The following is a 22,132-nucleotide window of genomic DNA, read 5'->3' as shown; positions in this document are numbered from 1 at the left end:
TCGAAGCCGACGCGCCGTGGGCGCGGGCTCTCCGACAGCTCCAGGCCTAGGCTCGTACGCCTCCGATACGATCATTTTCCTGCAATTTCAGACCGTTGCGCAGTTCTGATCGGTTTGGCGAGGAATCGCCCTGGGCAGCGCGCGACCGCTTGAGCTGCAGGTGTCCGTCCGTGTGCAAGGCCAGCAGGGCGAAGTCGAAGCGATCGGGCTGCGCGCAGAGAGCGAGATCGCCGATTGGCAGGTTGGGGTTGCTATCCGCCTGAAAGCGGCGGCCGAAATCGGAGTTGCGTACGCGTTTGGCATACAGTTCCGGGTCGGGATCCTCGCCGTGCAGCAGTGCATCGAGATAATCCGCGCAGGCGATATCCTCATCGCCGTCGCGATCGACCCATTCGCCGGTGATCACGAAGCACACTTCCTCCGGCTGCAACTCCAGCAGTGCTTTCGCCGTGGCACGGCCGAGAACCAGGCTGCCGGCGAACAGCGAGCGCGCGTGACGAAAACGGCTGAGACCGCGCACCCCTGCGGCGGTGGTCTGAATCAGTGGCCGGCCGGTCAGGTCGGCGCCTTGCAGGGCCAATGGCGAATTGCCGAAATCGAACCCAGGGATCGGGTCACCGCCGCCAATGGCGCCGGTGGTGGCAGCGTCCGGCAAGCGCCGCAGCAGGCGGAATGCTCCGGCAATCGTTTCCACCGGGTAAATGCTGCTGACGCCGGCGGCGAAAGCGTAGGCGGCCGTGGTGAAGGAACGCAGCACGTCGATCACCACCACGGCATCAGTGGGTTCTTGCGCCGGATCAAGGCGATTCAGGAAGACGCGGCGGGTACGCATGATGGCGTGCACATCCTTGGGTCAGGGGTGAGTCGAATGCAGCTCGGTTTGTCCTCGCCGGGATACGGCGGGAAATCAGCAGAGATGAATTCCACCTGCGCTCGCATTGGCAGTCCTTGAGGCAATGATCAGGGCCAGCGGATCGCAGCTCCTGTTTCCGAGCGGGAGTCCTACTCGGCTTTCTTCCAGCTCTTGTCCGGGTTGAAGCGGCTCATTCGGAGCGCTGCAGTCTCGGTGGTCTTGCCCAGGTTTTTCTGGAAAACCGTACCGTCATGGTTGACGATGAAGGTCATCACCCCGGAGATCCCGTATTTTGCGGGATAGGCAATGACCGCAAAGCCGCCGATCAATTGATCATTGAGCAGATAGTCGTAGGCGCCGCCCGGTGCATCCTTGCCCTGCGCGGTCAGCATCCGGTAACGATAGCCATGATACGCCGTCGGCTGCCCGTTGCCTGCTTTCCTGACGTAGCCTTCGCGCGTCGCTGCGCCAACCAGAGGCCCCAGCGGACTTGGCTGCTCGTTTGCCTCGACCGGCCAGAAAAGGCCATCACGCTTGCCCTCGCTGGAGACAAAACGCCTGGCGTAATCGTTTGATCCGTTGCCGTCCAGGTCATCGACAGCATATTCACGTTGCGCATCGACGATCGCCAACAGCGTCTGGATCGTATTCAGTTCGTTCCGACCGATACGTCGGTTGATGATTTCTTCGCGTCCGGCCGCTGCATCGAAAACCCAGCGATCCCTCTGGCGCAGCAGAGGCGCCGGGAAGGGCCAGTTGTCTTCGCCAACCAAAACCACTGCCCGGCCATCGGATACCAGGCTGATACTGTTTTTACGATCATAAGCAGCGAGGAATTTCGCCCAGTCCTGTCGGTCGGCAACCGCGTCACCGCTCGCCAGCCAGCTTCGTGATGCCGGACCGAGCACTGCCAGCAGCGCGTTCACGTCCTCGGCGCGCACGGCTTCAGCCAGCGCCCTGGCGGCATCTTCCGGCTTGGCAAAGCTTTGCTGAGCAAGCTTCTGCATCGCCGGTACGGGCGGTGCAGCGTTGATCACGGGAGACGTCGCCAGCAGCAGCGCGACGGCGAGCGCTTGCATCATGTTCTTGAAGTTCATCGTATTCTTCTCCGCAGAAAGTGGTGGACAGGACTGCTCAGCGACCACGGCCGCCGCCGCCACGGAAGCCACCACCACCGCCGCCGCCACGGAAGCCACCACCATCACCGCCGCGATGTCCGCCGCTGCTGGAGAAGCCTGCATGAGCACCCCCCATGTCTGCCCTGCTGGTGCTGCCGCGCTCGCTGGCCGCACGCGTCGAAGCGCCATTGCCAACCCCGGAGAAGCCCCCGCCGTCGCCTGCACGCTCGTGCATCCCGGCGCCACGCTGTTGCGCGCCACCTTCGAAGCGGTCACGCGTCGAGGCGGCAGCACCCCGATCAGCGCCCGGCCGGCGGTCGCTCAACTCGCCTCGATCCAGCCCGCGGTTCTCTGGCCGTCCAGCGCCCGCTTCACCGCGAGCACCCAGATCCTCGCGCGATTTGCGATCAGCCTGCCCGACGCGTTCGTTCAACTGGCCACGATCCATGCCCTGGAGCTCCGCGCGCCCGGCGTCGGCGCGGCCACGAAAATTCTCGCGCGCCTGTGCCGCCTGCGCATTGCCGCCACGATTGTACTGACGGGCGACGTTTTGATCACGGTAGGCGACACCCCGGCGGTGATCGACATTGTGACTCCAGCGGTTGCTGCTGATACTGGTGCGGTTGAAGGAATTGTAGCGATTGACGTTGATATCGACGTTGCCGCGGCCCCAGGCCCAGTTGCAACTGCCCCAGATCGCCGCGCCGACCACTACGCCGGTGGCGAAAGCGAGACCAGGCGGGTAGACGTAGGCCGGCGGATACACGTAATACGGCGGTGCGGGATACCACCAGCTGCCATACACGACGGTCGGGTTATAGCTGGGCACATACACCACCTCGGGCTGTGGCGATTCGATCACGTAGATTGTCTGGCTGCCCTGTGTCTCGGTTTTGACCACCTGCTTTTCCGTGGTCTTGAGATGACCGGTCGTGTCGGCCCTGGCACGCAGGCCCTGCACGGTGTCCATCACGTCCTGTTGCTGCGCCAGGAAAGCGTCACCGAGCTTCTGCATCCAGTCGAGATTGTCGCTCATCTGTTGCACCACCTGTGGCACCGCTGTCAGCGATTTGACCGCCGGATCCCAGGATTGCCTGGCCATCGCCGTCTCCAGTGCCGCCCCGCTGACCTTGGGATTGGCCTTCACCCAGCGTGCCGCCTCGACTACTTCGAGGGGATAGGTGGACGCCATCAGAACCTGCGCCAGCAGGGGATCCGGATAGAGCGCAATCGGCGCGAGAAGCCGATCCAGGTCTTGCTGAGAGAAAGTCTTTGCCGTCGGATTTCCTGCGGTCGCCCCTGGCGACAGGGTGGATTGGGACTGCTGCGCCAGCGCCGGCGACAAGGCGAGCATCAGTGCCATGACGAGCGCACAGGATTGGGAAGGTGTGGATTCCATCAAGCGTCCTCAGGCGTGAAAATTCACGAAAAGATTCAAAGCCAGGAAAACCCCCATTCTCCAGGATCAGGTGAACGCCTGGCAATCGATGCGTGAGCATAAGCGCAGACCGCGGTGCCTGGCAAGTTCTGGTTTGGTGTTTTGTAGAGAACAAGTAATCTGTCCGGTTTGTCTTGGTCTGAAGGAGAGTCTCGCTGGTGGGTGGTGTTCTCGAGAAATGCTGTGCTGTACACGCACTTGTCTTTGGGTCATGTGGCACAATATAAGGATTGTTCAAGGTCCACCACCTGGTTTGCTCATCGTCAGACGAACAACTATCAATACACTGGAACCCCGATGACATCTGACATGCCCCACAAGCATTTCATTCCCTACTCGCCGCAACCGGGCGAGGAGTTCATGAACAGCGACCAGCTGGCTCATTTTCGTGGCATCCTCGAAGCCCTCAAGCGGCAGCTGATGGAGGACATCGAGCGCACGGTGCATACCATGAAGGATGAAGCGACGGTTTTCGCTGATCCCAATGACCGCGCGAGCCAGGAAACCGACATCGCTATCGAACTGCGCAACCGTGACCGCGAACGCAAGCTGATCAAGAAGATCGAGGAGACCATCGACCGGATTGACAGCGGCGATTACGGCTACTGTGCCGCTTGCGGTGTCGAGATCGGCATCAAGCGTCTGGAAGCGCGACCGACGGCGACACTGTGCATCGACTGCAAGACGCTCGAAGAAGTGCGCGAAAAGCAGATCGCCAAGTAGTCGATGCCGGCAGGCGAGAGCAGGGCGATGCACGCACAGACGGTCGATCTGCAGTGCGTGTGACAAAAAAGGACGCCGCGGCGTCCTTTAGTACTCTGTCGATCAGCGGCGGTTATGACTGTGCGGCGGCAGCGCCACCCTCTTCGGCGCTGAGGGCTTTCATGGACAGCCGTACCCGACCCTTCTCGTCGGCTTCCAGAACCTTGACGCGTACCTTCTGTCCTTCCTTGAGATAATCGGCCACGGCGTTGACGCGTTCGTTGGCAATCTGCGAGATGTGCAGGAGACCATCGCGACCGGGCAGGATGCTGACGATGGCGCCGAAGTCCAGCAGCTTCAGTACCGTTCCGTCATAGACCTTGCCGACTTCGACGTCAGCGGTAATGGCCTCGATACGGGCCTTGGCGGCGTCGGCGGTGTCAGCGCTGACCGAAGCGATGGTGATCGTGCCGTCATCCTTGATGTCGATCGTCGTGCCGGTTTCCTCGGTGATGGCGCGGATCACGGCACCTCCCTTGCCGATCACGTCGCGGATTTTCTCGGGGTTGATCTTCATCATGTACAGGCGCGGCGCGTAGCTCGATACCTCCTCACGGTGTCCGGACATCGACTCCTGCATCTGTTTCAGGATGTGCAAGCGGGCTTCGCCGGCCTGGGCCAGCGCAACCTGCATGATTTCCTTGGTGATTCCCTGGATCTTGATGTCCATCTGCAGCGCGGTGACTCCTGACTCGGTGCCGGCGACCTTGAAGTCCATGTCGCCGAGGTGATCCTCATCACCGAGGATGTCGGTCAGCACAGCGAAGCGATTGCCTTCCTTGATCAAACCCATGGCGATTCCGGCCACGTGTGCCTTGAGCGGCACGCCGGCATCCATCAACGCCAGCGATGCCCCGCAGACACTGGCCATCGAGCTGGAACCGTTCGATTCGGTGATCTCGGAGACGACGCGAATGGTGTACGAGAACTCTTCGGGTGAAGGCAGGACGCCAAGCAGGGCGCGCTTGGCCAGCCGGCCATGTCCGATCTCGCGACGCTTCGGCGTTCCGACGCGGCCGCATTCCCCCGTGGCGTAGGGCGGGAAGTTGTAATGCAGCATGAAGCGCTCGCGGTACTCGCCGGAGAGCGCATCGATGATCTGTTCGTCACGACCGGTGCCGAGCGTCGCCACGACCAGCGCCTGCGTTTCGCCACGGGTGAACAGAGACGAACCATGCGCCCGCGGCAGCACGCCCGAGCGCATCGCCAGCGGCCGGACGGTGCGCGTATCGCGGCCGTCGATGCGCGGCTCGCCGGCGAGGATGCGGCCGCGGACGATCCGGGCTTCGGCAGCGGAGACCATGTTGCGGACGGCGTTGGCGTCCGGGGCGTCGTCGCCGGCGGTCAGGGCTTCGACCGCGTAGGCGGTGATTTCCTTGATCCGCTGGCTGCGCAACTGCTTGCTGGTAATCCGGTAAGCTTCCTGCAGTTCGCCGTCAACCAGTGCATCGAGCTTGCCATGCACGGCTTCGTTTCTGGCTGCCGGCGCCCAGTCCCATTCCGGTTTGCCAGCCTCATCGGCGAGTTCGTTGATGGCGTCGATCGCCGCCTGCATTTCCTGGTGTCCATAGACCACGGCACCGAGCATGACTTCCTCGGAGAGTTCCCTGGCTTCCGACTCGACCATCAGCACCGCCGCCTGCGTTCCGGCGACGACCAGATTGAGCATGCTCGATGCGAGTTGTGTGGCACTGGGATTGAGCACATACTGACCGTCGATGTAAGCGACGCGAGCAGCGCCAATCGGCCCGTCGAAGGGGATGCCGGAGATCGCCAGGGCGGCAGAGGCGCCGATGATGGCCGGAATGTCGGGATCGATTTCCGGGTTCAGCGACATCACCATCGCGACGATCTGGACCTCGTGGTAGAAGCCTTCGGGGAAGAGCGGGCGCAGCGGCCGGTCGATGAGTCGCGAGGTCAGGGTTTCCTTCTCCGAAGGGCGGCCCTCTCGCTTGAAAAAGCCGCCGGGAATACGGCCCGCAGCATACGTTTTTTCGATGTAATCGACGGTCAGCGGAAAGAAATCCTGACCGGGTTTGGCCATCTTGTTGCCGACCACGCTCACCAGCACGACCGTGTCGTCCATCGACACCAGTACGGCGCCGCCGGCCTGGCGAGCGATTTCGCCGGTTTCCAGGGTGACCTGATGGGCGCCGTAGGCGAAGCTTTTCTTGACGATATTAAACATTGTTCCCTTTCTCAATAGTCTGGCGCGTGCCTGCCCACGACTCCGGCAGGCGACCGAAGCGCCCATTTGCCAAACCGCAACAGCAGAAACAGCGGCGCAGCCCGCGAGGGGCTGGCCGCTGACAGATCTTCGAGTTGCCTGCAGCTCCGACCGCAGTGCGAGTCGGCGAGCAGGTTTATTTGCGCAGGCCGAGACGCTGGATCAGGCTGCGGTACGAATCGACGTTGGTGCGCTTCAGATAGTCCAGCAACTTGCGGCGACGGCTGACCATGCGCAATAGACCGCGCCGCGAGTGATTGTCCTTCTTGTGCTCCTTGAAATGGCCGGTCAGGTCATTGATGCGTGCGGTCAGCAGCGCCACCTGGACTTCGGAAGACCCGGTGTCGCCGGCGGTACGCTGGTAATCGGTCATGATTTGCGCTTTTTGTGCCACATGGATCGCCATGTCAAACTCTCTTTCTGGAAAACGGCGCAGCCCCGGTTTGATAGAGCCAACGCCTGATGGATGAAGGTCTTATTCGCTTGGCGAAGCGAGGCCGGGATTGTAACCGCTGGGAAGGGGAGGCGGCAAGGAACAAGCAGGATTACAGGATTACCACCAGCAGCCTGCTGGCAGAGTGACCGACGATTGCGTATCCTGTTTCGGAATCCCTCGTCGAATCTCTCCGGAACCCGCACCCTGCCGCTCAGACCATGAAATCAGCCGCCGTCGCCCCCGTCTTTGCCAACCTGCAACCCACAGCCGTCTGGGGTCATTTCGCCATGCTTTGCCGTATTCCTCGCCGCTCGAAAGAGGAGGGGCCATTGCGCGACGAGATCCGGCAATGGGCGGTCGCCCGAGGACTGGCCGCGCACGTCGACGCTGCCGGCAATCTCCTGATTCGCAAGGCGGCCAGCCAGGGCAGGGAAGGGGCACCCGGCGTGGTTCTGCAGGCGCATCTGGACATGGTCTGCGAGAAGAACACCGGGTCAGAGCACGACTTTTGCCGTGATCCGATCCGGGCGGTTGCTCGCGATGGCTGGCTGATCGCTGAGGACACTACCCTTGGCGCCGACAACGGGATCGGGGTGGCGCTGATCCTTGCTGTTCTGGAGGCCAGGGATCTGGTCCATGGGCCACTCGAAGCCTTGCTGACCGTCGACGAGGAAGCCGGCATGAGCGGCGCGCGCGGTCTGGCCGGCGGCGTACTGCAGGGCCGCCTGATGCTCAACCTCGATACCGAAGAATGGGGCGAGTTTTACCTTGGCTGCGCGGGAGGACTCGACGTCAACGTTCGCAGGGATGGGCAGGCAGAACCGCTGCCGCCCGAATGCACGTGCTGGCGAATCAATCTGCACGGGCTGCGCGGTGGTCATTCCGGCGTCGATATCCACGCCGAGCGGGGAAACGCCATCAAGCTCCTGGTGCGCGTCCTGCGTGATCTGGAGAGTCGTTTGCCGCTCTGCGTCGCGGCGCTGACCGGCGGCACTGCCCGCAATGCCCTGCCCAGGGAGGCTTCGGCCATCGTGGCCTTGCCCGTTCAACAGGCCGATGCCCTTGCCGCCAGTCTGGCTTCGTGGGAGTCAGTGCTGCGCCAGGAACTGCTCGACGTCGATCCGGGCGTGCGCATCCGTTTCGCTGCCACCGCCGCCGAACGAGTCATGTCCGCTGACGATCAGGCAGTCTGGCTGGCGTCGCTGCATGCCGCGCCGCATGGCGTACGGCGCATGAGCCGGAGAATTCCCGGCGTGGTCGAGACATCGAACAACCTCGGCATGGCAGCGCTCAGCCCCGACGGCGGCGCGTGCAATTTCCTGGTCCGCTCACTCATCGAGAGCGGCAGCGCCGCGCTGGCCGACGAGATTGCCAGTCTTTTTGCCTTGTCCGGCATCGCCGCCGAGAAGTCTGGCCACTATCCGGGCTGGGCGCCGAATCCTGCTTCGCCGCTGCTGGCGCTCTGCCAGTCGGTGTACCGGCGGGAGTTCGCCAGCGAATCGACGCTGCAGGTCATCCACGCCGGCCTCGAGTGCGGCATCCTCGCCGCCAGCTACCCGGACCTGGACATCGTCTCGTTCGGGCCCACGATACGCGGCGCGCACGCACCGGGAGAGCGTGTCGAGATCGTTTCGGTGGGGCATGCCTGGCATCTGTTGACGGCAATTCTGGCCGCCATCGCTTCGGCAGATAGCCAAGGACTGTGCTTGCCAACGGTCATGACGGTTACGGGCGCTTCAATCGCCTGACCGGCCGGCTCCGGGAGACACTGCGCGCATCACCTCGTCCCACCACCGCTGCGATGGATCGAATGGCCACGAATTGTGGTCAGCGCCAGGAAAGATGTGCAGGATCTTGCGACCGGACAAGGCATCGAACAGCCGGTGTCCGAAGCGTGCCGGAATCACCTGGTCTTCTGTGGCCAGAAGAACGGCGGCAGGACCGGGAAAATCCTGCAGATTCGCGACCGTATCGTAACGATCACGCAGCATCCAGCGAACCGGCAGGTAGGGATAGTGGTGACTTGCGACGTCAGCGAGCGAATCCCACGGGGTCATCAACACGATCCCGTCGACCAGGCCGGGATTTCCCGCCAGTGCTGCACCGAGAACGCCGGCACCCAGCGATTCTCCCCATCCGATGAGCGGACCGGGAAAGTCCTCGCGAGCCGCTCGCAGCGTCGCCACGGCGTCAGCCACCAGACTGGCCTCGCCGAGGCTTCCGGGCTTGCCCGCGTAGCCGGGGTATTCGGCGAGAATCACCCGAAAACCCAGCGGCACCAGGGCCTCCGTGAACATGTCACGGTGCAGCGCGGTGCCGGCATTGCCATGGAACACGACGACGGTTGCGCGTGCAGACCGGCCCTCGGGCTGTCGCAGGTAAGCGTGCAGTGACTCGGGGCGCCACGGCCGAAGATTGCCGTCACGAACGAGCATGGCAAGCTCATCCGGAGCCAGGGTCAAGGGAAAATAGAGCAGCCGCTCCTGAAAGGCGAAGACGAGCCCGCAGAAGATCGCATAGGCCACCACGAGCGCGACGAGAATGTTCAGCAATTTGACGGGTTGCCTGTTGGTCATCTGTGCAGCATAGCGCAGAGAGACCGGAATGGAAATCCAACGGCATCGCCGTACCACCGGGTGTGATGCAAGCGGACGGATCGCCGACGCCCGCATCCCTCGGGCAGCGGCCGGGCGCAAGCGATCAGGGCCGTTATAATCGTGCCTCCGGCACACCGGCCTCACGAACCCGACCATCCACTCCCTGTCAAGGCGCCTGTGAACTCGAGCCTGCTGCTTGCGGCCATCCCTGCTACCGCCTTTGCCGCTTTTTCCCTGCCGCTGCTGTTGCAGCGCTACGGGCGAGCCAGCGCGGCTCTGGCTGCCGCGGCGGTGATGGCGGCGTGTCTGGCCTTGCTGCTGCCGCTGCTGCCGGCGGCGCTGGCCGGTCACACGCAACTCGCCCACCTGGCGTGGCTGCCCGCCTATGGACTCGATCTCCACCTGCGTCTCGACGGTCTCGGGCTGCTGTTCTGCCTGCTGATTCTTGGCATCGGCCTGCTGGTGGTGCTCTACGCGGCCTGGTACCTGCCAAAGAGCGATCGTCTCGGGCGTTTCTACTCGATCCTGCTGCTGTTCATGGCGGCGATGCTCGGCGTCGTTCTTTCGGAAAACCTGCTCCTGCTGCTGATCTTCTGGGAGATCACCAGCCTGTCGTCGTTCCTGCTCGTCGCCTATCACAGCGACCAGTACGAGGCGCGTATCGGCGCGCGCATGGCCCTGGCGGTCACCGGCGCTGGCGGTCTGGCGCTGCTTGCCGGCATTCTGCTGCTCGGCGGGATCGCCGGCAGTTTTGATCTGTCGGTGATCCTCGCCGCCGGCGAACGCATCCGCGCACACGCGCTCTACGCCCCGACGCTGATCCTGATCCTGCTCGGGGCGTTTACCAAGTCGGCACAGTTTCCCTTCCATTTCTGGCTGCCGAACGCGATGACGGCGCCGACGCCGGTCTCGGCCTATCTGCATTCGGCGACGATGGTCAAGGCCGGGGTTTTCCTGCTCGCCCGCCTGTATCCGGCGCTCGGCGGCAGCGAACTGTGGTTCTGGCTGGTCGGCGGCAGCGGTGCGCTGACCCTCGTCTACGCCGCAGCCATGGCGCTGTTTCGCAACGACATCAAGGGACTGCTGGCGTACTCGACGATCAGCCAGCTCGGTCTGATCACGCTGCTGTTCGGTCTCGACACGCCGCTGTCGGTGGTCGCCGCTCTCTTCCATATCATCAACCACGCAATCTTCAAGGCTTCGCTGTTCATGGCCGCCGGCGTCATCGACCACGAGTGCGGGACGCGCGACATGCGCCGCGTCAATGGCATGTTCCGGGTGATGCCGATCACCGCCACCCTGGCGATCCTCGCCGCCGGATCGATGGCCGGCGTACCGCTGCTGAACGGTTTCCTGAGCAAGGAGATGTTTTTCGCCGAAACCGTCAGTGCCCCGCAGTTTGCCACGCTCGGCTGGGCGCTGCCGCTGTTTGCCACGCTCGCCGGCATGCTCGCCGTCGCCTACTCGTCGCGCTTTGTGCACGACGTTTTCTTCAATGGCGAAGCGATCGATCTGCCGCGCCAGCCGCACGAACCACCGCGCTGGATGCGCGCACCGATCGAGCTGCTGGTGCTGCTGTGTCTGCTGGTCGGCCTGTTTCCGGGCTGGACGGTCGGTCCCTGGCTCGCTGCCGCGGCACTGTCCACGCTGCAGGGACCGCTTCCCGAATTTGAACTGGCACTGTGGCACGGCTTCAATCAACCTGTGTTGATGAGCCTGCTGGCGCTGGCCGGCGGGGTCATCGTCTATGCGTTGCGCGCGCCGCTATTCGCCTGGCAGGCACAGTTGCCGCCGATGCACGCGCGCACCGCTTTCGAGCGCTGCTATCGCCAGCTCGCGAGCAGCGCACGACAGATTCTGGCGATGCTCGACAATGCTTCATTGCAGCGCTACAACGCGCTGCTCTTGAGCTTCGTCGTGCTGCTCGGCGGCTGGGCCTATTTCTCGGGGCCGGCCTCCGGGATCCGGCTACCCGGTCAGCCGGCCGACGAAGCCGCCGTCGCTGCCTTGCTGACGCTGCTGCTCGGGACACTGGGGGCGACGCTGCTGTATCGACAGCGGCTGCTGGCGCTGCTCCTGGTCAGCGTCGTCGGACTGGTGGTGGCGCTGACTTTCCTGCGCTTTTCGGCGCCTGACCTGGCCCTGACCCAGTTCGCCGTCGAAACCGGGACGATCATCCTGATGCTGCTGGTGCTCTACTATCTGCCGCCGCAGAGCGCGCCGAAGAGCAGTGCCCGCCGGCTGTCCCGCGACCTCCTGCTGGCGCTGCTCGCCGGCGGTGGTCTCGGGCTGATCACCCTGCAGATGCTCGCGGCCCCGTTCGAGACCATCTCGGGCTTCTATCTGCAGCAATCGCTTCCCGGCGGGGGCGGCGCCAACGTCGTCAATGTCATCCTGGTCGATTTTCGTGGTTTTGATACCTTGGGCGAAATCACCGTGCTGGCGATGGTCGCGCTCGCCTCGCATGCGCTGCTCGACCGTCTGGTCCTGATCGCGCCGGCACAGGACGGCGATGGACGACGCTGGAGCGAGGAAGCGCATCCACTCTTTCTGGCGATGTTGATGCGCCCGCTGCTTCCTCTGGCGCTGACCGTATCGGTCTACCTCTTGCTGCGCGGACACCATCAGCCCGGTGGTGGTTTCGTCGCCGGGCTGGTCAGCAGTGTCGCCTTGATCATGCAGTATCTCGGCAACGGCATCGCTTTTGCGCAGCCGCGCCTGCCACACCATCCCGCCAGGCTGCTGGCGCTGGGCCTGCTGCTGGCGGCCGGCATCGGGGTGGCGAGCTGGCCTTTTGCGCGACCCTTCCTGACCAGCGCGCACGGCCACTTGCAGCTACCGCTGCTCGGCGACGTCGAGCTGGCTTCGGCGATGGTTTTCGACCTCGGCGTGTATATCGTCGTGGTCACCGTCGTCCTGACCGTACTCTCGGGAATTGGCGGACTCTCGCTACGCGCCCGCAGTTCACGGGAGAAGAGCTGATGGAAGCGCTGCTGGCGATTGCCGTCGGGGTGCTGACCGCCTGCGGTGTCTTCCTCATCCTGCGCGCACGCACTTTCCCGGTGTTGCTCGGCCTGACGCTGCTCTCCTACGCGGTCAACCTGTTTCTTTTTGCCAGCGGCCGCCTGCGACTCGACGCACCGCCGCTGCTCCGGGCCGGCGCCAGCTACACCGACCCCCTGCCGCAGGCGCTGGTGCTCACCGCCATCGTCATCGGTTTCGGCATGACCGCCTATCTGGCGATGCTCGCCCTGCGCGGCCTGGCCGAGTCGGGGTCCGATCATGTCGACGCAGGAAAAGAGCAGTGATCACGCACGCGCCGATCCTGCCGATCCTGATCCCATTTGCCGCCGCCCTGTTGCAGTTGCTTGGCGATCGACTGCCGTTCCAGCGCGTAGTCGGGGGGTTGGCGACGGCCCTGCTGGTGCTGCTCACGGCCTGGCTGGCGCTGCTCGCCGACGACGGGCAATTGCGGGTGTACGCGCTCGGTGACTGGCCGGCACCCTTCGGCATCGTGCTGGTCGTCGATCGACTGGCAGCGGCGATGACGCTGCTGACCGCCGTGCTGGGTTTCGTTTCGCTGCTCTACGCCAGTGCCGGATTCGACCAGCGCGGCAGGCATTTTCATCCCCTGTTTCAGCTACAGTTGCTGGGCCTGCTCGGCGCCTTCCTGACCGGCGACCTGTTCAATCTCTTCGTTTTTTTCGAAGTCATGCTGCTCGCCTCCTACACGCTGCTGGCGCACGCTGGCGGACTCGAGCGAACGCGCGCAGGGATCACCTATGTCGTACTCAACCTGCTTGGCTCGGCGCTTTTTCTGATTGCCCTGGGACTGCTCTACGGCACGCTGGGTACGCTCAACCTGGCCGATCTGGCATATCGACTGACGCTGCCAGGGCACGATCAGGCGCTGGCCCGGCTGGCGTTTGCCCTGCTGATCGCCGTTTTCTTGCTGAAAGCCGGGCTGTTGCCGCTGTCGTTCTGGCTGCCGCACGCCTATAGCGCCGCCGGCGCGCCGGTCGCCGCACTCTTTGCGATCATGACCAAGGTCGGCATCGTCGCCATCCTGCGCGTACAGGTGATCGCCCTGGCGCCGACGATGCCCGACCTGCTCGATCACTGGCTGACGGCGCTGGCGCTTGCCACGGTCGTCTTTGCGGCCCTCGGCACACTGGTGGCGGTGCGTCTGCGGGCGCTCGCCGCCTGGCTGGTCCTGCTCTCGGCCGGCGCTCTGCTGGTCACGCCGGCACAGGCGAGTGCAGAGGTCAGCGCGGCAGCCATCTACTACCTGGTGCAATCGACCCTGGCCGGCGCCGCTTTCTTCCTGCTCGCCGGCGTCATTGCCGAGCAGCGCGGCAGTGCCGCCGACCACTTCACGACCCGAGGAGCATCGCCAGCCAGTTGGCTGAAAGTGGCTTTCCTGGTCGCGGCGACGACGGCTGCCGGTTTGCCGCCTTTCTCCGGCTTCGTCGGCAAGCTGATGCTGCTGACGACGCTACGCGCAGTCGCCGCCGGCCCGGCTATCTGGGTCGTCCTGCTGTGTGCCGGCTTCGTGGTCATGATCGCCCTGGCGCGCGACGGCTGCCATCTGATCTGGAAAAACCGGGCAGCAGCAGCCGGGCAGGCAGCAACCGAGGCCATCGCCTGGCAGAAAGTGAGCGCCACCCTGCTACTCGTCGCCGCGGGTCCGCTGCTGGCCGTGCTGGCACGCCCGCTCGCCGACTACGGCGAGCGCGCAGCCGCACAACTGCATGCGCCCGGCGCCTACGTCGCTGGCGTTCTCGGGCCCAGGCCGGCGAAAACCCCTGCTGAGGCCATGCCATGATCGGCAGGATCCTGCCGCGGCCGCTGCTGTCGTTGACGGTCTTGCTGCTGTGGGTGGTGATCAGCAGTTCCGTCACGCCTGGCCTGCTGTTGCTCGGCAGTGTGCTGGCCGTCGCCGTGCCGCTACTGACGCGATCCTTCTGGCCGAACCCGCCACGTCTCGTCCGGCCCTGGCAGGCGCTGCGTTTTCTCGGTATCTTTGCCGCCGACATCGTCACTGCCAACTGGCGTGTGGCGCGTCAGGTGATCGGTCCGCTGCAGCGGCTGTCGCCAGCCTTCATTGAAGTGCCGCTGGATCTGCGCGACCCGTTTGTCGCCACGCTGCTCGCCAGCGTCGTCTCGCTGACGCCGGGAACGGTTGCCATCGACCTGGATCAGCAGCGCTGGATTCTGCTCGTACATGCCCTCGATGCACCCGATCCGCAGGCGCTGGCGCGCGCGATCAAGAAGCGTTACGAGCGACCACTGCGGGAGATTTTTGCATGTTGACCGCTGCCATCGAGATTGCCTTCGTCCTGATCGGCGCCGCACAGGTGCTCAACCTCTATCGACTCGTGCGCGGGCCGGACACCACCGACCGCATCCTGGCGCTCGATACCGTGGGAATCAACGCCATCGCACTGATCGTGCTGTTCGGGATTCACACGGCGACGACCGCGTATTTCGAGGTGGCACTGCTGCTCGCGCTGCTGGGCTTCGTCGGCACCGTCGCACTGTGCAAATTCCTGCTGCGGGGAGACCTCATCGAATGAATGCGGCGACCGAAGGGCTGCTTGCCGGACTGATCATTCTCGGAGCACTGTTCGTCCTGCTCGGATCGATCGGTCTGGCGCGCCTGCCGGACTTCCTGACCCGTCTGCATGGCCCGACCAAGGCGACGACCCTCGGCGTCGGCGCGCTGCTGCTCGCTTCGGCGATCTTCTTTTCGACCCGGGAAAGCACCGGCATCAGCCTGCACGAACTGGCGATCCTGCTTTTCCTGTTCATCACCGCGCCGGTGACTGCGCATCTGCTGGCCAAGGCGGCGCTGCATCGCCAGTCCAGTACCGAACAGCGAACAAGGATGCGTCGCGAAACGAACAAGAAATCATGAGCATCGGGTGAAATGGCAGAAATGGCAGGTTTTGCAGGGGCGGCCGTCCTGCCAATGTTAGAATGACACGTTTCAGTTTACTGATTTGCGCGCCAGCGGACCACGCAAGGCACTCGCCGGCCAACCAATCAATCTCATCAGGAGTCGCAAGCGATATGGCAGAAGAGGGTCAGTTTTTTCGCCCGGTGAAGGATTTCTGCCAGCGCGCGGTGGTCACCTGCGGACCCGATGATGCGCTGGTCGATGCGGTCAGAACCATGCGCGAGAAGAACATCTCCAGCGTCGTGGTCTGTGAAAACAAACTGCCGAGCGGCATCATGACCGACCGTGACCTGCGCAACAAGGTCGTCGCCGCTGGCACCGACCCGTCTACGCTCTCCGTCCGGGCGATCATGAACAGTCCGCTGTCAGTGATTGGCGAAAACGACCTGCTCTACGAAGCCTTGTACCGGATGTCGCGCCAGCGGATCCATCGTCTGGTGGTGGTCGACGACCAGGGCAAGCTCTCGGGAATCATCACCGACAGCGACATCATCCGCCTGCAGTCGCACTCGCCGCATCAACTGGTACTCGACATCGAGAAGGCCAGGGACTTCGAAGAACTGAAAACCGTCTACGCGAGAATTCAGAGCCTGGTTCTGCACCTCAGCGGCAGCGGCACCAAGACGCGAGACGTGGTGCGCATGATTGCCCATCTCAACGATCAGATTCTCCTGCGCCTGATCGCTCTGATGCGCCAGGACCGCTTCTCCGATCTGCCCGAGCGCTTTGCCTTTGTCGTGCTCGGCAGCGAGGGGCGTGGCGAACAGACGCTGCTCACCGACCAGGACAATGCGATCATCTATGGCGACGAACTGGGCGCCGACGAGATCCGGAAAATCGAAGAGTTCTCGCAGGTACTGATCGATTCGCTGATTGCCATCGGCATTCCTCCCTGCACGGGCGGGATCATGGCCAACAACAAGGAGTGGCGGCGCAGCCTCGGCAAGTGGAGCGATCAACTCGACCGCTGGTTGCAGGCGCCCAGCCCGAACCACGTCCTCAGTTGCGGTACCTTTGTCGACATTCGCACCATCTACGGCGACCCCTCCTTCGAGCAGCAACTCAAGACGCGGGTCTACGAGTACGTGCAGCGAGACAAGCTGTTCCTGATGCGCATGGTCGAGAACACGCTGCGCTTCGCCCCCCCGCTCGGCTGGTTTGGCAAGATCAAGGGCGAGAAGGAAGGGGAACACTCGGGCATGCTGGAAATCAAGAAGGCAGGCATCTTTGCGCTGTCCGAGGGCGTCAAGGCGCTCGCGATCCAGGCCGGCAAGCTCGAAGGCAGTACCCACCAACGCCTGGAAGCGCTGCTCAGGGAGAAGGTGGTCAACAAGAAAATGGTGGCCACGATTGCCGAGAGCTTCGACTTCCTGGTCCTGATGCGCCTGCGCGGGCAGGTGGAAGCGCTGCGCGAAGGGCGCAAGCCGGACAACTACATCACGCTGGATCGTCTGAACATGATGGAATTTGGCCGGCTGCAAATCGCCTTGAAGGGTGTCGAGAAATTCCAGGAGTTCATCAAGGGTCACTTCAACCTGCATCTGCTCAGATGATTCGGCGACCGCGTCCATTGGGAGTCGCGTGAGCCCGTCCGAACTGTTGTGAACTTCTGGCGCAGCAGCGCTTACCGTGAAAGTCGCGTCAGCGACTCACGAATCTCCCCTCTCCACTCGCGGAAGAGGGGTCGAGGGAGAGGGAAACGGTCAGGGCTTTCATTTCCGGGGTGTCTCACAAAGCCATGACCGTTAGGCCGCTGCGCGCGCCCGCTCAAAACAGGTTTGCTTCCGAGTCGTCGTCCTTTTTCACGCCCGGTTTGCGCCCGCGTGCCGGCGTCGGTGGATCGCACGAGAGGCGGCAACTGATGCCCTCGATCTTCCGGCCCTCGATGAAGCGGGTTACCCGGCAACAGATTACGTCTCCCGATGCAGCGAGCCGCGCGATTTGCTCGCGTAACTCGACGAGCGGGATGTTGAGCGCCTCGGCCATGTCCACATCGAGTTGCTCCGCATTGGCTCTCAGGTAAGCAACTATCGTTTCGGTCATCTGACTATCCCCAAAAAATGCCTTCGCGAACTGGAAAGGTATCGCAGTGTGCGCCGCAGATCGAGTTCTGGCAATTCCTTCCAGAATTCCTTCCAGAATTCCTTCCAGAATTCCTTCCAGAATTCCTTCCAGAATTCCTTCCAGAACTCCTTCCAGAGTTTCTGCCCATCTTCGCAGCACAGCGATCCGGCTGGCAAGCACTTCGCTATCGCTCTCTGCCAGCGCACGGGCAAGCCACCGTCAGGCGTAAAAAACCCGGTGCCGTGGCACCGGGTTTGACGGAAGGGCGCGCCCGCAGCGCTGCCGAAACCGTTTCAGGCGGCGATCCGTTTGATTGCCGCCTGGCCGGCTGCGTCCGGGCTTGCCGTCAACTGCCGAACGTTGTGGCCATCATTCTGGCCGGTCATCGACAGTAGCGATTTTGCAGTCGCCAGCGTGGAATCGAAAACCGGTGATACCGTCTTCCAGCCCTTGTCGAGCGCCGCCATCAGGCCGCCGCTGAGGCCGTTGACCTGACTATCGAAAACCTGCAGCAGGGCATTCGACGACTCGCTGCAGATCTCGTACGCACGCCTCGAATAGCTCATCGATTGATCGACGGCGGCCATGGCCATCGGTTGTCGCAAGGCCAGCAGGTCTGGCAGATCCCTGACCGCCGTGAGGGCTCTGAGGTTTTCGCTGGTACGCTCGGCGACGGCCCGTGCCGTCTGCAGGTTCAAGGCCGCCAACTGGCCGACGCAGTCCAGCGAAGTGTTGACCACCGTCCTGAGCGCTTCGAGACCGGCAACGCTGGTGAATTTCTCTATGGGGTTGTACATACTGTTCTCCTTCAGGTTGCGAGATGTTGCCCCGGCTTCGCATTTCCCGAGGTCAATTGCTGCAGTGCAGCGAAGGTTTGATTCTAGCGCTTAATTGGCGGTTGTCAACATTTTGTTGCAGCGCAGCATGGCGCCCGGGCAGCCGGTGTTGGCGGCAAAAGGGCGGCGGCGTTTTTGCGGCGCAACAGGCAGCGCCCGCCCGTGCTAGAATGGCGCCCCTTGTTCAAAGGCTTGACCCCACATGTCCCGCGCCGTCCGCAATATCGCCATCATCGCCCATGTAGACCATGGCAAGACCACCCTGGTGGACAAGCTGCTGGTCCAGGCCGGCAGCTTCTCGGCTCACCAGCACATCACCGAGCGGATGATGGACTCGAACGACCTTGAAAAAGAACGGGGCATCACCATCCTGGCCAAGAATCTGGCCGTCGATTACGCTGGGGTGCACATCAACATCATCGATACCCCTGGGCACGCCGACTTCGGCGGCGAAGTCGAACGGGTGCTGTCGATGGTCGACGGGGTTCTGCTGCTGGTCGATGCCGTCGAGGGACCGATGCCGCAGACCCGTTTCGTCACCAAGAAAGCGCTGGCCCTGGGTTTGAAGCCGATCGTGGTGGTCAACAAGATCGACCGCGACGGCGCGCGGCCGGACTGGGTGGTTGACCACACTTTCGACCTCTTCGACAAACTCGGCGCCAACGACGATCAGCTCGATTTCCCGGTGATCTACGCGTCCGCGATCAACGGCTACGCGACGCTGGATCTGTCGAAGCCATCGCCCGACATGCGGCCGATGTTCGAGACCATTCTCAAGCATGTCTCACCGCCACATATCGACGACATCGACGGGCCGCTGCAACTGCAGATTTCCGCCCTCGATTACTCGAGCTATGTCGGGCGCATCGGCATCGGCCGTCTGCAACGCGGGCGCCTGAAACCGGCGCAGCAGGTGATCGTGATGTACGGACAGGCCGATGCCCAGGGCAAATTCGAACATGGCCCGCCAAAGACCGCCAAGGTCGGCCAGGTGTTCGGTTTCCGCGGCCTCGAACGGGTGCCGCTGGACGAAGCGGTCGCCGGCGACATCGTGCTGGTGACGGGAATCGACGATCTCTCGATCGGCTGCACGATCACCGATACCGAGAAGCCCCAAGCATTGCCGATGCTGCGCATCGACGAGCCAACACTGAACATGACCTTCATGGTCAACAACTCGCCTTACGCCGGCACCGAAGGCAAGTTCGTCACCAGTCGCCAGATCGGCGAGCGCCTGCGCAAGGAACTGCTGACCAACATGGCGCTACGTGTCGAGGAAACCACCGACACCGACAGCTTCCTGGTCTCCGGGCGTGGCGAACTGCATCTGACGATTCTCCTCGAAACCATGCGTCGTGAGGGTTACGAACTCGCGGTCGGCGCCCGAAAGTGATCGTCAAGGAGATCGATGGCGAAGCCTGCGAGCCCTATGAACTGCTCACCCTCGACGTCGAGGAAACGCATCAGGGCGGCGTCATGGAAGCGCTCGGCTATCGCCGTGGCGAACTGCAGGACATGTCTTCCGATGGGCGTGGCCGCGTCCGTCTCGAATATCGCATCCCGGCGCGCGGCCTGATCGGTTTCCAGGGTGAGTTCCTCAACCTCACCCGCGGCACCGGCCTGATGAGCCATGTTTTCGACGAATATGCTGTGGTCAAGGGCGAAATCCCGGGCCGCCGCAACGGCGTCCTGATCTCGGGCGAGAAAGGCGAAGCCGTCGCCTATGCCTTATGGAAGCTGCAGGAGCGCGGACGGATGTTCAGTGTTCCCGGTGACAAGCTCTACGAAGGCATGGTGATCGGCATCCACAGCCGCGAAAACGACCTGGTCGTCAATCCGATCAAGGGCAAGCAACTGACCAACATCCGTGCCTCGGGAACCGACGAAGCGGTTCGTCTGGTGCCGCCAGTGGCGCTGACGCTGGAGTCGGCTGTCGAGTTCATCGACGACGATGAACTGGTCGAAATCACGCCGAAAAGCATTCGCATCCGCAAGCGCCTGCTCACCGACAACGAACGCCGCCGGGCCGCGCGCGAATAGGGCGAATAGGGCGAATAGGGTTTCTCTGGCCTCAGCGGGTTACCATCGGACTGACTTCAGATCCGGAACTGCTGCACCGTCAAGCAGCGGATTCTGTCGCATGACCTGGCGGGACCGCAGCCTTCCCCGAACGTAGGGAGCAATGACAATGACTAGAGATCGCATGCTGCTCACATCCGGCCGATTGATCAGCGGCGCCGGCTACCGCGAATCGCTGCGGCGCTACACACCGAAGGTCTACGTCGATGGTGAACTGATCGCGTCGGTCGCCGACGCGCCGACGCTGCAGCCGGGAATCAACGCGCTCGCCGTCAGCTACGATTTCGCTCTCGATTCGGACAAAACCCCGCTGATGACCGCCGTGCAAACCAGCAGCGGCGCGACTGTCAATCGCATGCTGCACATCAACGAATCTGCAGGCGACCTGTTGAACAAGCTCGAAGCGGTGCGCATCCTCTGTCAGGAGACCGGTTGCGCACAACGCTATCTGGCCCACGATGCACTCAATGCAATCCATCAGGTCAGCGCCAGAATCGATGACGCGCGCGGCAGCAGCGAACATCGGGCGCGCTTCGCGGCCTATCTCGAAGAGGTGCAGGCGAGCGACTGGTCGCTGGGAATCGCCATGACCGACGCCAAGGGTGACCGCTCGAAGCGGCCGCATCAACAGGCAAACCCGGACACTTACGTACACATCGTCGAGCGCAACCCCAGGGGGATCGTCATCTCCGGCACCAAGGCGATCGTTACCGGCGCGCCGTACATGCACGAGTTCCTGGTCATGCCCAGCCGCAACATGGGGCCAGCCGATGCCGATTTCGCCGTTTGCTGCGCGCTGCCGGTCGATGCACCGGGGCTGACCATCATCGCCCGCCCGGCCGGCCGCCCCGGCGATAAACTGGAACACGGCGCGGCACTGTTTTCACGCCGCTACGGACAATCGACCGCGGTGCTCGTTTTCGATCGCGTCTTCGTCCCCTGGGAGCGGGTATTCTTCGCCGGCGAGTGGGAGCATTCCGGGTCGCTGACCTACCACTACGCGACCCACCACCGCCATAGCTGCATCGCCGCGCGTGCCGGTTTTGGCGACCTACTGATCGGTGCTGGCGCCCTGATGTGCGAAGCCAACGGCTTCGATCCGGGCCGCAAGGCCAGCCTGCGCGAACCGATGGTCGAACTGATCAAGATCACCGAGGGCTTTTTCGCCTGCGGCGTCGCCGCCAGCGTCTATGGCACGCCAGACCCATATAGCGGCAGCTTCATGCCCGAAGCGGTGTTTGCCAACATCGGCAAGCTCCTGCTGGCCACCCAGATCTACGACATGCATCGCCTGGCGCACGAAGTGTCGGGCGGTTTGATCGTCGCGCTGCCCGGCCCCGACGAAGACCACAACCCGGCGACCGGGGCGACCCTTGCCGAGGTGCTGCGCGCCAACCCGGACGTTCCTTACGACAAGCGCATCGAAGTCGCACGCTTCATCGAGGATCTGACCGCGTCGTATCAGGGCGGCTGGTACTCGGTGATCAGCCTGCACGGCGGCGGTTCGCCGGCCGCCATGAAGCAGGAGATCTGGCGTCACTACCCGCTTGGCAGCAAGGTCGAGCTGGTTGAAAGCTTGCTTGACCGCGGCGTGCTGCATGATGAATCGCGTGCGATCACGCGTAACCGTCAACCAGGGCGCTGTTGCGATGCCGGCTGTTCGCCACCGGGACAGACGATCATGGTGCCGCTACCGCGTTCCGGCAAGCTTTCCTGAGAGCGGAGGCGAGCGCTGCTAGAATAGGCGATCTCGCTGCGCCAGG

Annotated in this window: 18 protein-coding genes and 1 pseudogene; 11 read left to right on the top strand and 8 right to left on the bottom strand. The window is 63.2% G+C overall.

What is annotated here, in order from left to right; all coding sequences use genetic code 11:
• Positions 1-46: 46 nt before the first annotated feature.
• The 3 genes from E4Q08_RS11770 to E4Q08_RS11760 all read right to left on the bottom strand — a co-directional run bounded on the left by E4Q08_RS11770 (position 47) and on the right by E4Q08_RS11760 (position 3,370).
• Positions 47-832 (bottom strand): 2-phosphosulfolactate phosphatase, encoded by a 786-nt coding sequence (locus E4Q08_RS11770; protein WP_034911333.1) that lies wholly within the window; start codon positions 830-832, stop codon positions 47-49.
• Between the two features lie 170 nt (positions 833-1,002).
• Positions 1,003-1,950, bottom strand: a complete 948-nt coding sequence (locus tag E4Q08_RS11765) for a DUF2950 domain-containing protein (RefSeq protein ID WP_169070521.1) — start codon at positions 1,948-1,950, stop codon at positions 1,003-1,005.
• Between the two features lie 37 nt (positions 1,951-1,987).
• Positions 1,988-3,370: a DUF3300 domain-containing protein gene (locus E4Q08_RS11760; RefSeq protein ID WP_169070520.1), complete on the bottom strand. Its 1,383-nt coding sequence runs from the start codon at positions 3,368-3,370 to the stop codon at positions 1,988-1,990.
• A gap of 336 nt (positions 3,371-3,706) precedes the next feature.
• On the opposite strand from E4Q08_RS11760, the gene dksA reads away from it, so the two are divergent.
• On the top strand, positions 3,707-4,132 hold the full coding sequence (dksA, locus tag E4Q08_RS11755) for an RNA polymerase-binding protein DksA (RefSeq protein ID WP_034911337.1): 426 nt from the start codon (positions 3,707-3,709) through the stop codon (positions 4,130-4,132).
• 112 nt (positions 4,133-4,244) lie between these two features.
• On the opposite strand, the gene pnp is transcribed toward dksA, so the two are convergent.
• Entirely contained in the window at positions 4,245-6,359 is a 2,115-nt protein-coding gene (pnp, locus tag E4Q08_RS11750; protein WP_169070519.1) for a polyribonucleotide nucleotidyltransferase, read from the bottom strand.
• A gap of 175 nt (positions 6,360-6,534) precedes the next feature.
• Positions 6,535-6,804: a 30S ribosomal protein S15 gene (gene rpsO / locus E4Q08_RS11745; protein WP_169070518.1), complete on the bottom strand. Its 270-nt coding sequence runs from the start codon at positions 6,802-6,804 to the stop codon at positions 6,535-6,537.
• A gap of 248 nt (positions 6,805-7,052) precedes the next feature.
• On the opposite strand from rpsO, the gene E4Q08_RS11740 reads away from it, so the two are divergent.
• Positions 7,053-8,582: an aminoacyl-histidine dipeptidase gene (locus tag E4Q08_RS11740; protein ID WP_169070517.1), complete on the top strand. Its 1,530-nt coding sequence runs from the start codon at positions 7,053-7,055 to the stop codon at positions 8,580-8,582.
• Here E4Q08_RS11740 and E4Q08_RS11735 read toward each other — a convergent pair.
• Positions 8,571-9,410: an alpha/beta hydrolase gene (locus E4Q08_RS11735; RefSeq protein ID WP_169070516.1), complete on the bottom strand. Its 840-nt coding sequence runs from the start codon at positions 9,408-9,410 to the stop codon at positions 8,571-8,573. The two genes, E4Q08_RS11740 and E4Q08_RS11735, sit on opposite strands and share 12 nt — an antisense overlap.
• A gap of 210 nt (positions 9,411-9,620) precedes the next feature.
• Here E4Q08_RS11735 and E4Q08_RS11730 point away from each other — a divergent pair, with 210 nt between their 5' ends.
• The 7 genes from E4Q08_RS11730 (at position 9,621) to E4Q08_RS11700 (ending at position 16,943) form a co-directional block, all read left to right on the top strand.
• Positions 9,621-12,413, top strand: coding sequence for a monovalent cation/H+ antiporter subunit A (locus E4Q08_RS11730; RefSeq protein WP_372703642.1), 2,793 nt, complete (start codon positions 9,621-9,623; stop codon positions 12,411-12,413).
• The gene (locus E4Q08_RS11725) at positions 12,413-12,739 is read left to right on the top strand and encodes a Na+/H+ antiporter subunit C (RefSeq protein WP_034919543.1); all 327 of its coding nucleotides are present in this window, start codon (positions 12,413-12,415) and stop codon (positions 12,737-12,739) included. Before E4Q08_RS11730 ends, E4Q08_RS11725 begins: the two co-directional genes overlap by 1 nt.
• A complete protein-coding gene (locus E4Q08_RS11720) occupies positions 12,736-14,256 on the top strand; it encodes a monovalent cation/H+ antiporter subunit D (protein ID WP_169070515.1) in 1,521 nt (506 codons plus the stop codon). Before E4Q08_RS11725 ends, E4Q08_RS11720 begins: the two co-directional genes overlap by 4 nt.
• On the top strand, positions 14,253-14,744 hold the full coding sequence (locus E4Q08_RS11715; RefSeq protein WP_169070514.1) for a Na+/H+ antiporter subunit E: 492 nt from the start codon (positions 14,253-14,255) through the stop codon (positions 14,742-14,744). The genes E4Q08_RS11720 and E4Q08_RS11715 overlap by 4 nt, the downstream gene beginning before the upstream one ends.
• Positions 14,738-15,007 (top strand): K+/H+ antiporter subunit F, encoded by a 270-nt coding sequence (locus tag E4Q08_RS11710; protein ID WP_034919535.1) that lies wholly within the window; start codon positions 14,738-14,740, stop codon positions 15,005-15,007. Before E4Q08_RS11715 ends, E4Q08_RS11710 begins: the two co-directional genes overlap by 7 nt.
• Positions 15,004-15,348 (top strand): Na+/H+ antiporter subunit G, encoded by a 345-nt coding sequence (locus tag E4Q08_RS11705; protein WP_034919533.1) that lies wholly within the window; start codon positions 15,004-15,006, stop codon positions 15,346-15,348. The genes E4Q08_RS11710 and E4Q08_RS11705 overlap by 4 nt, the downstream gene beginning before the upstream one ends.
• Before the next feature lie 155 nt (positions 15,349-15,503).
• A complete protein-coding gene (locus E4Q08_RS11700) occupies positions 15,504-16,943 on the top strand; it encodes a DUF294 nucleotidyltransferase-like domain-containing protein (RefSeq protein WP_169070513.1) in 1,440 nt (479 codons plus the stop codon).
• 214 nt (positions 16,944-17,157) lie between these two features.
• Here E4Q08_RS11700 and E4Q08_RS11695 read toward each other — a convergent pair whose 3' ends face one another.
• Together E4Q08_RS11695 and E4Q08_RS11690 are read right to left on the bottom strand one after the other, a co-directional pair.
• Positions 17,158-17,433: a hypothetical protein gene (locus tag E4Q08_RS11695; RefSeq protein ID WP_034915618.1), complete on the bottom strand. Its 276-nt coding sequence runs from the start codon at positions 17,431-17,433 to the stop codon at positions 17,158-17,160.
• 314 nt (positions 17,434-17,747) lie between these two features.
• The gene (locus E4Q08_RS11690) at positions 17,748-18,251 is read right to left on the bottom strand and encodes a phasin family protein (protein WP_169070512.1); all 504 of its coding nucleotides are present in this window, start codon (positions 18,249-18,251) and stop codon (positions 17,748-17,750) included.
• 241 nt (positions 18,252-18,492) lie between these two features.
• Between E4Q08_RS11690 and typA the strand changes: the two are divergent.
• Both typA and E4Q08_RS11680 read left to right on the top strand, forming a co-directional pair.
• Positions 18,493-20,330, top strand: a pseudogene (typA, locus tag E4Q08_RS11685) (translational GTPase TypA).
• Between the two features lie 148 nt (positions 20,331-20,478).
• Positions 20,479-22,086 carry a 4-hydroxyphenylacetate 3-hydroxylase family protein gene (locus E4Q08_RS11680; protein ID WP_248594855.1) on the top strand — a complete coding sequence of 536 codons (1,608 nt, stop codon included), beginning with the start codon at positions 20,479-20,481 and terminating at the stop codon, positions 22,084-22,086.
• Positions 22,087-22,132 lie beyond the last annotated feature (46 nt).

This window comes from Candidatus Accumulibacter contiguus (assembly GCF_012940005.1).
In the GTDB taxonomy this organism is placed as follows: Bacteria; Pseudomonadota; Gammaproteobacteria; order Burkholderiales; family Rhodocyclaceae; genus Accumulibacter; species Accumulibacter contiguus.
This window is presented reverse-complemented; position numbering and strand designations above follow the sequence as displayed.

Excerpts from the sequence above, each read along its gene's own strand:
- E4Q08_RS11770 (WP_034911333.1), bottom strand. The coding sequence starts at position 832 with ATGCGTACCCGCCGCGTCTTCCTGAATCGCCTTGATCCGGCGCAAGAA.
- E4Q08_RS11765 (WP_169070521.1), bottom strand. The coding sequence starts at position 1,950 with ATGAACTTCAAGAACATGATGCAAGCGCTCGCCGTCGCGCTGCTGCTG.
- E4Q08_RS11760 (WP_169070520.1), bottom strand. The coding sequence starts at position 3,370 with ATGGAATCCACACCTTCCCAATCCTGTGCGCTCGTCATGGCACTGATG.
- dksA (WP_034911337.1), top strand. The coding sequence starts at position 3,707 with ATGACATCTGACATGCCCCACAAGCATTTCATTCCCTACTCGCCGCAA.
- pnp (WP_169070519.1), bottom strand. The coding sequence starts at position 6,359 with ATGTTTAATATCGTCAAGAAAAGCTTCGCCTACGGCGCCCATCAGGTC.
- rpsO (WP_169070518.1), bottom strand. The coding sequence starts at position 6,804 with ATGGCGATCCATGTGGCACAAAAAGCGCAAATCATGACCGATTACCAG.
- E4Q08_RS11740 (WP_169070517.1), top strand. The coding sequence starts at position 7,053 with ATGAAATCAGCCGCCGTCGCCCCCGTCTTTGCCAACCTGCAACCCACA.
- E4Q08_RS11735 (WP_169070516.1), bottom strand. The coding sequence starts at position 9,410 with ATGACCAACAGGCAACCCGTCAAATTGCTGAACATTCTCGTCGCGCTC.
- E4Q08_RS11725 (WP_034919543.1), top strand. The coding sequence starts at position 12,413 with ATGGAAGCGCTGCTGGCGATTGCCGTCGGGGTGCTGACCGCCTGCGGT.
- E4Q08_RS11715 (WP_169070514.1), top strand. The coding sequence starts at position 14,253 with ATGATCGGCAGGATCCTGCCGCGGCCGCTGCTGTCGTTGACGGTCTTG.
- E4Q08_RS11710 (WP_034919535.1), top strand. The coding sequence starts at position 14,738 with ATGTTGACCGCTGCCATCGAGATTGCCTTCGTCCTGATCGGCGCCGCA.
- E4Q08_RS11705 (WP_034919533.1), top strand. The coding sequence starts at position 15,004 with ATGAATGCGGCGACCGAAGGGCTGCTTGCCGGACTGATCATTCTCGGA.
- E4Q08_RS11700 (WP_169070513.1), top strand. The coding sequence starts at position 15,504 with ATGGCAGAAGAGGGTCAGTTTTTTCGCCCGGTGAAGGATTTCTGCCAG.
- E4Q08_RS11695 (WP_034915618.1), bottom strand. The coding sequence starts at position 17,433 with ATGACCGAAACGATAGTTGCTTACCTGAGAGCCAATGCGGAGCAACTC.
- E4Q08_RS11690 (WP_169070512.1), bottom strand. The coding sequence starts at position 18,251 with ATGTACAACCCCATAGAGAAATTCACCAGCGTTGCCGGTCTCGAAGCG.
- E4Q08_RS11680 (WP_248594855.1), top strand. The coding sequence starts at position 20,479 with ATGACTAGAGATCGCATGCTGCTCACATCCGGCCGATTGATCAGCGGC.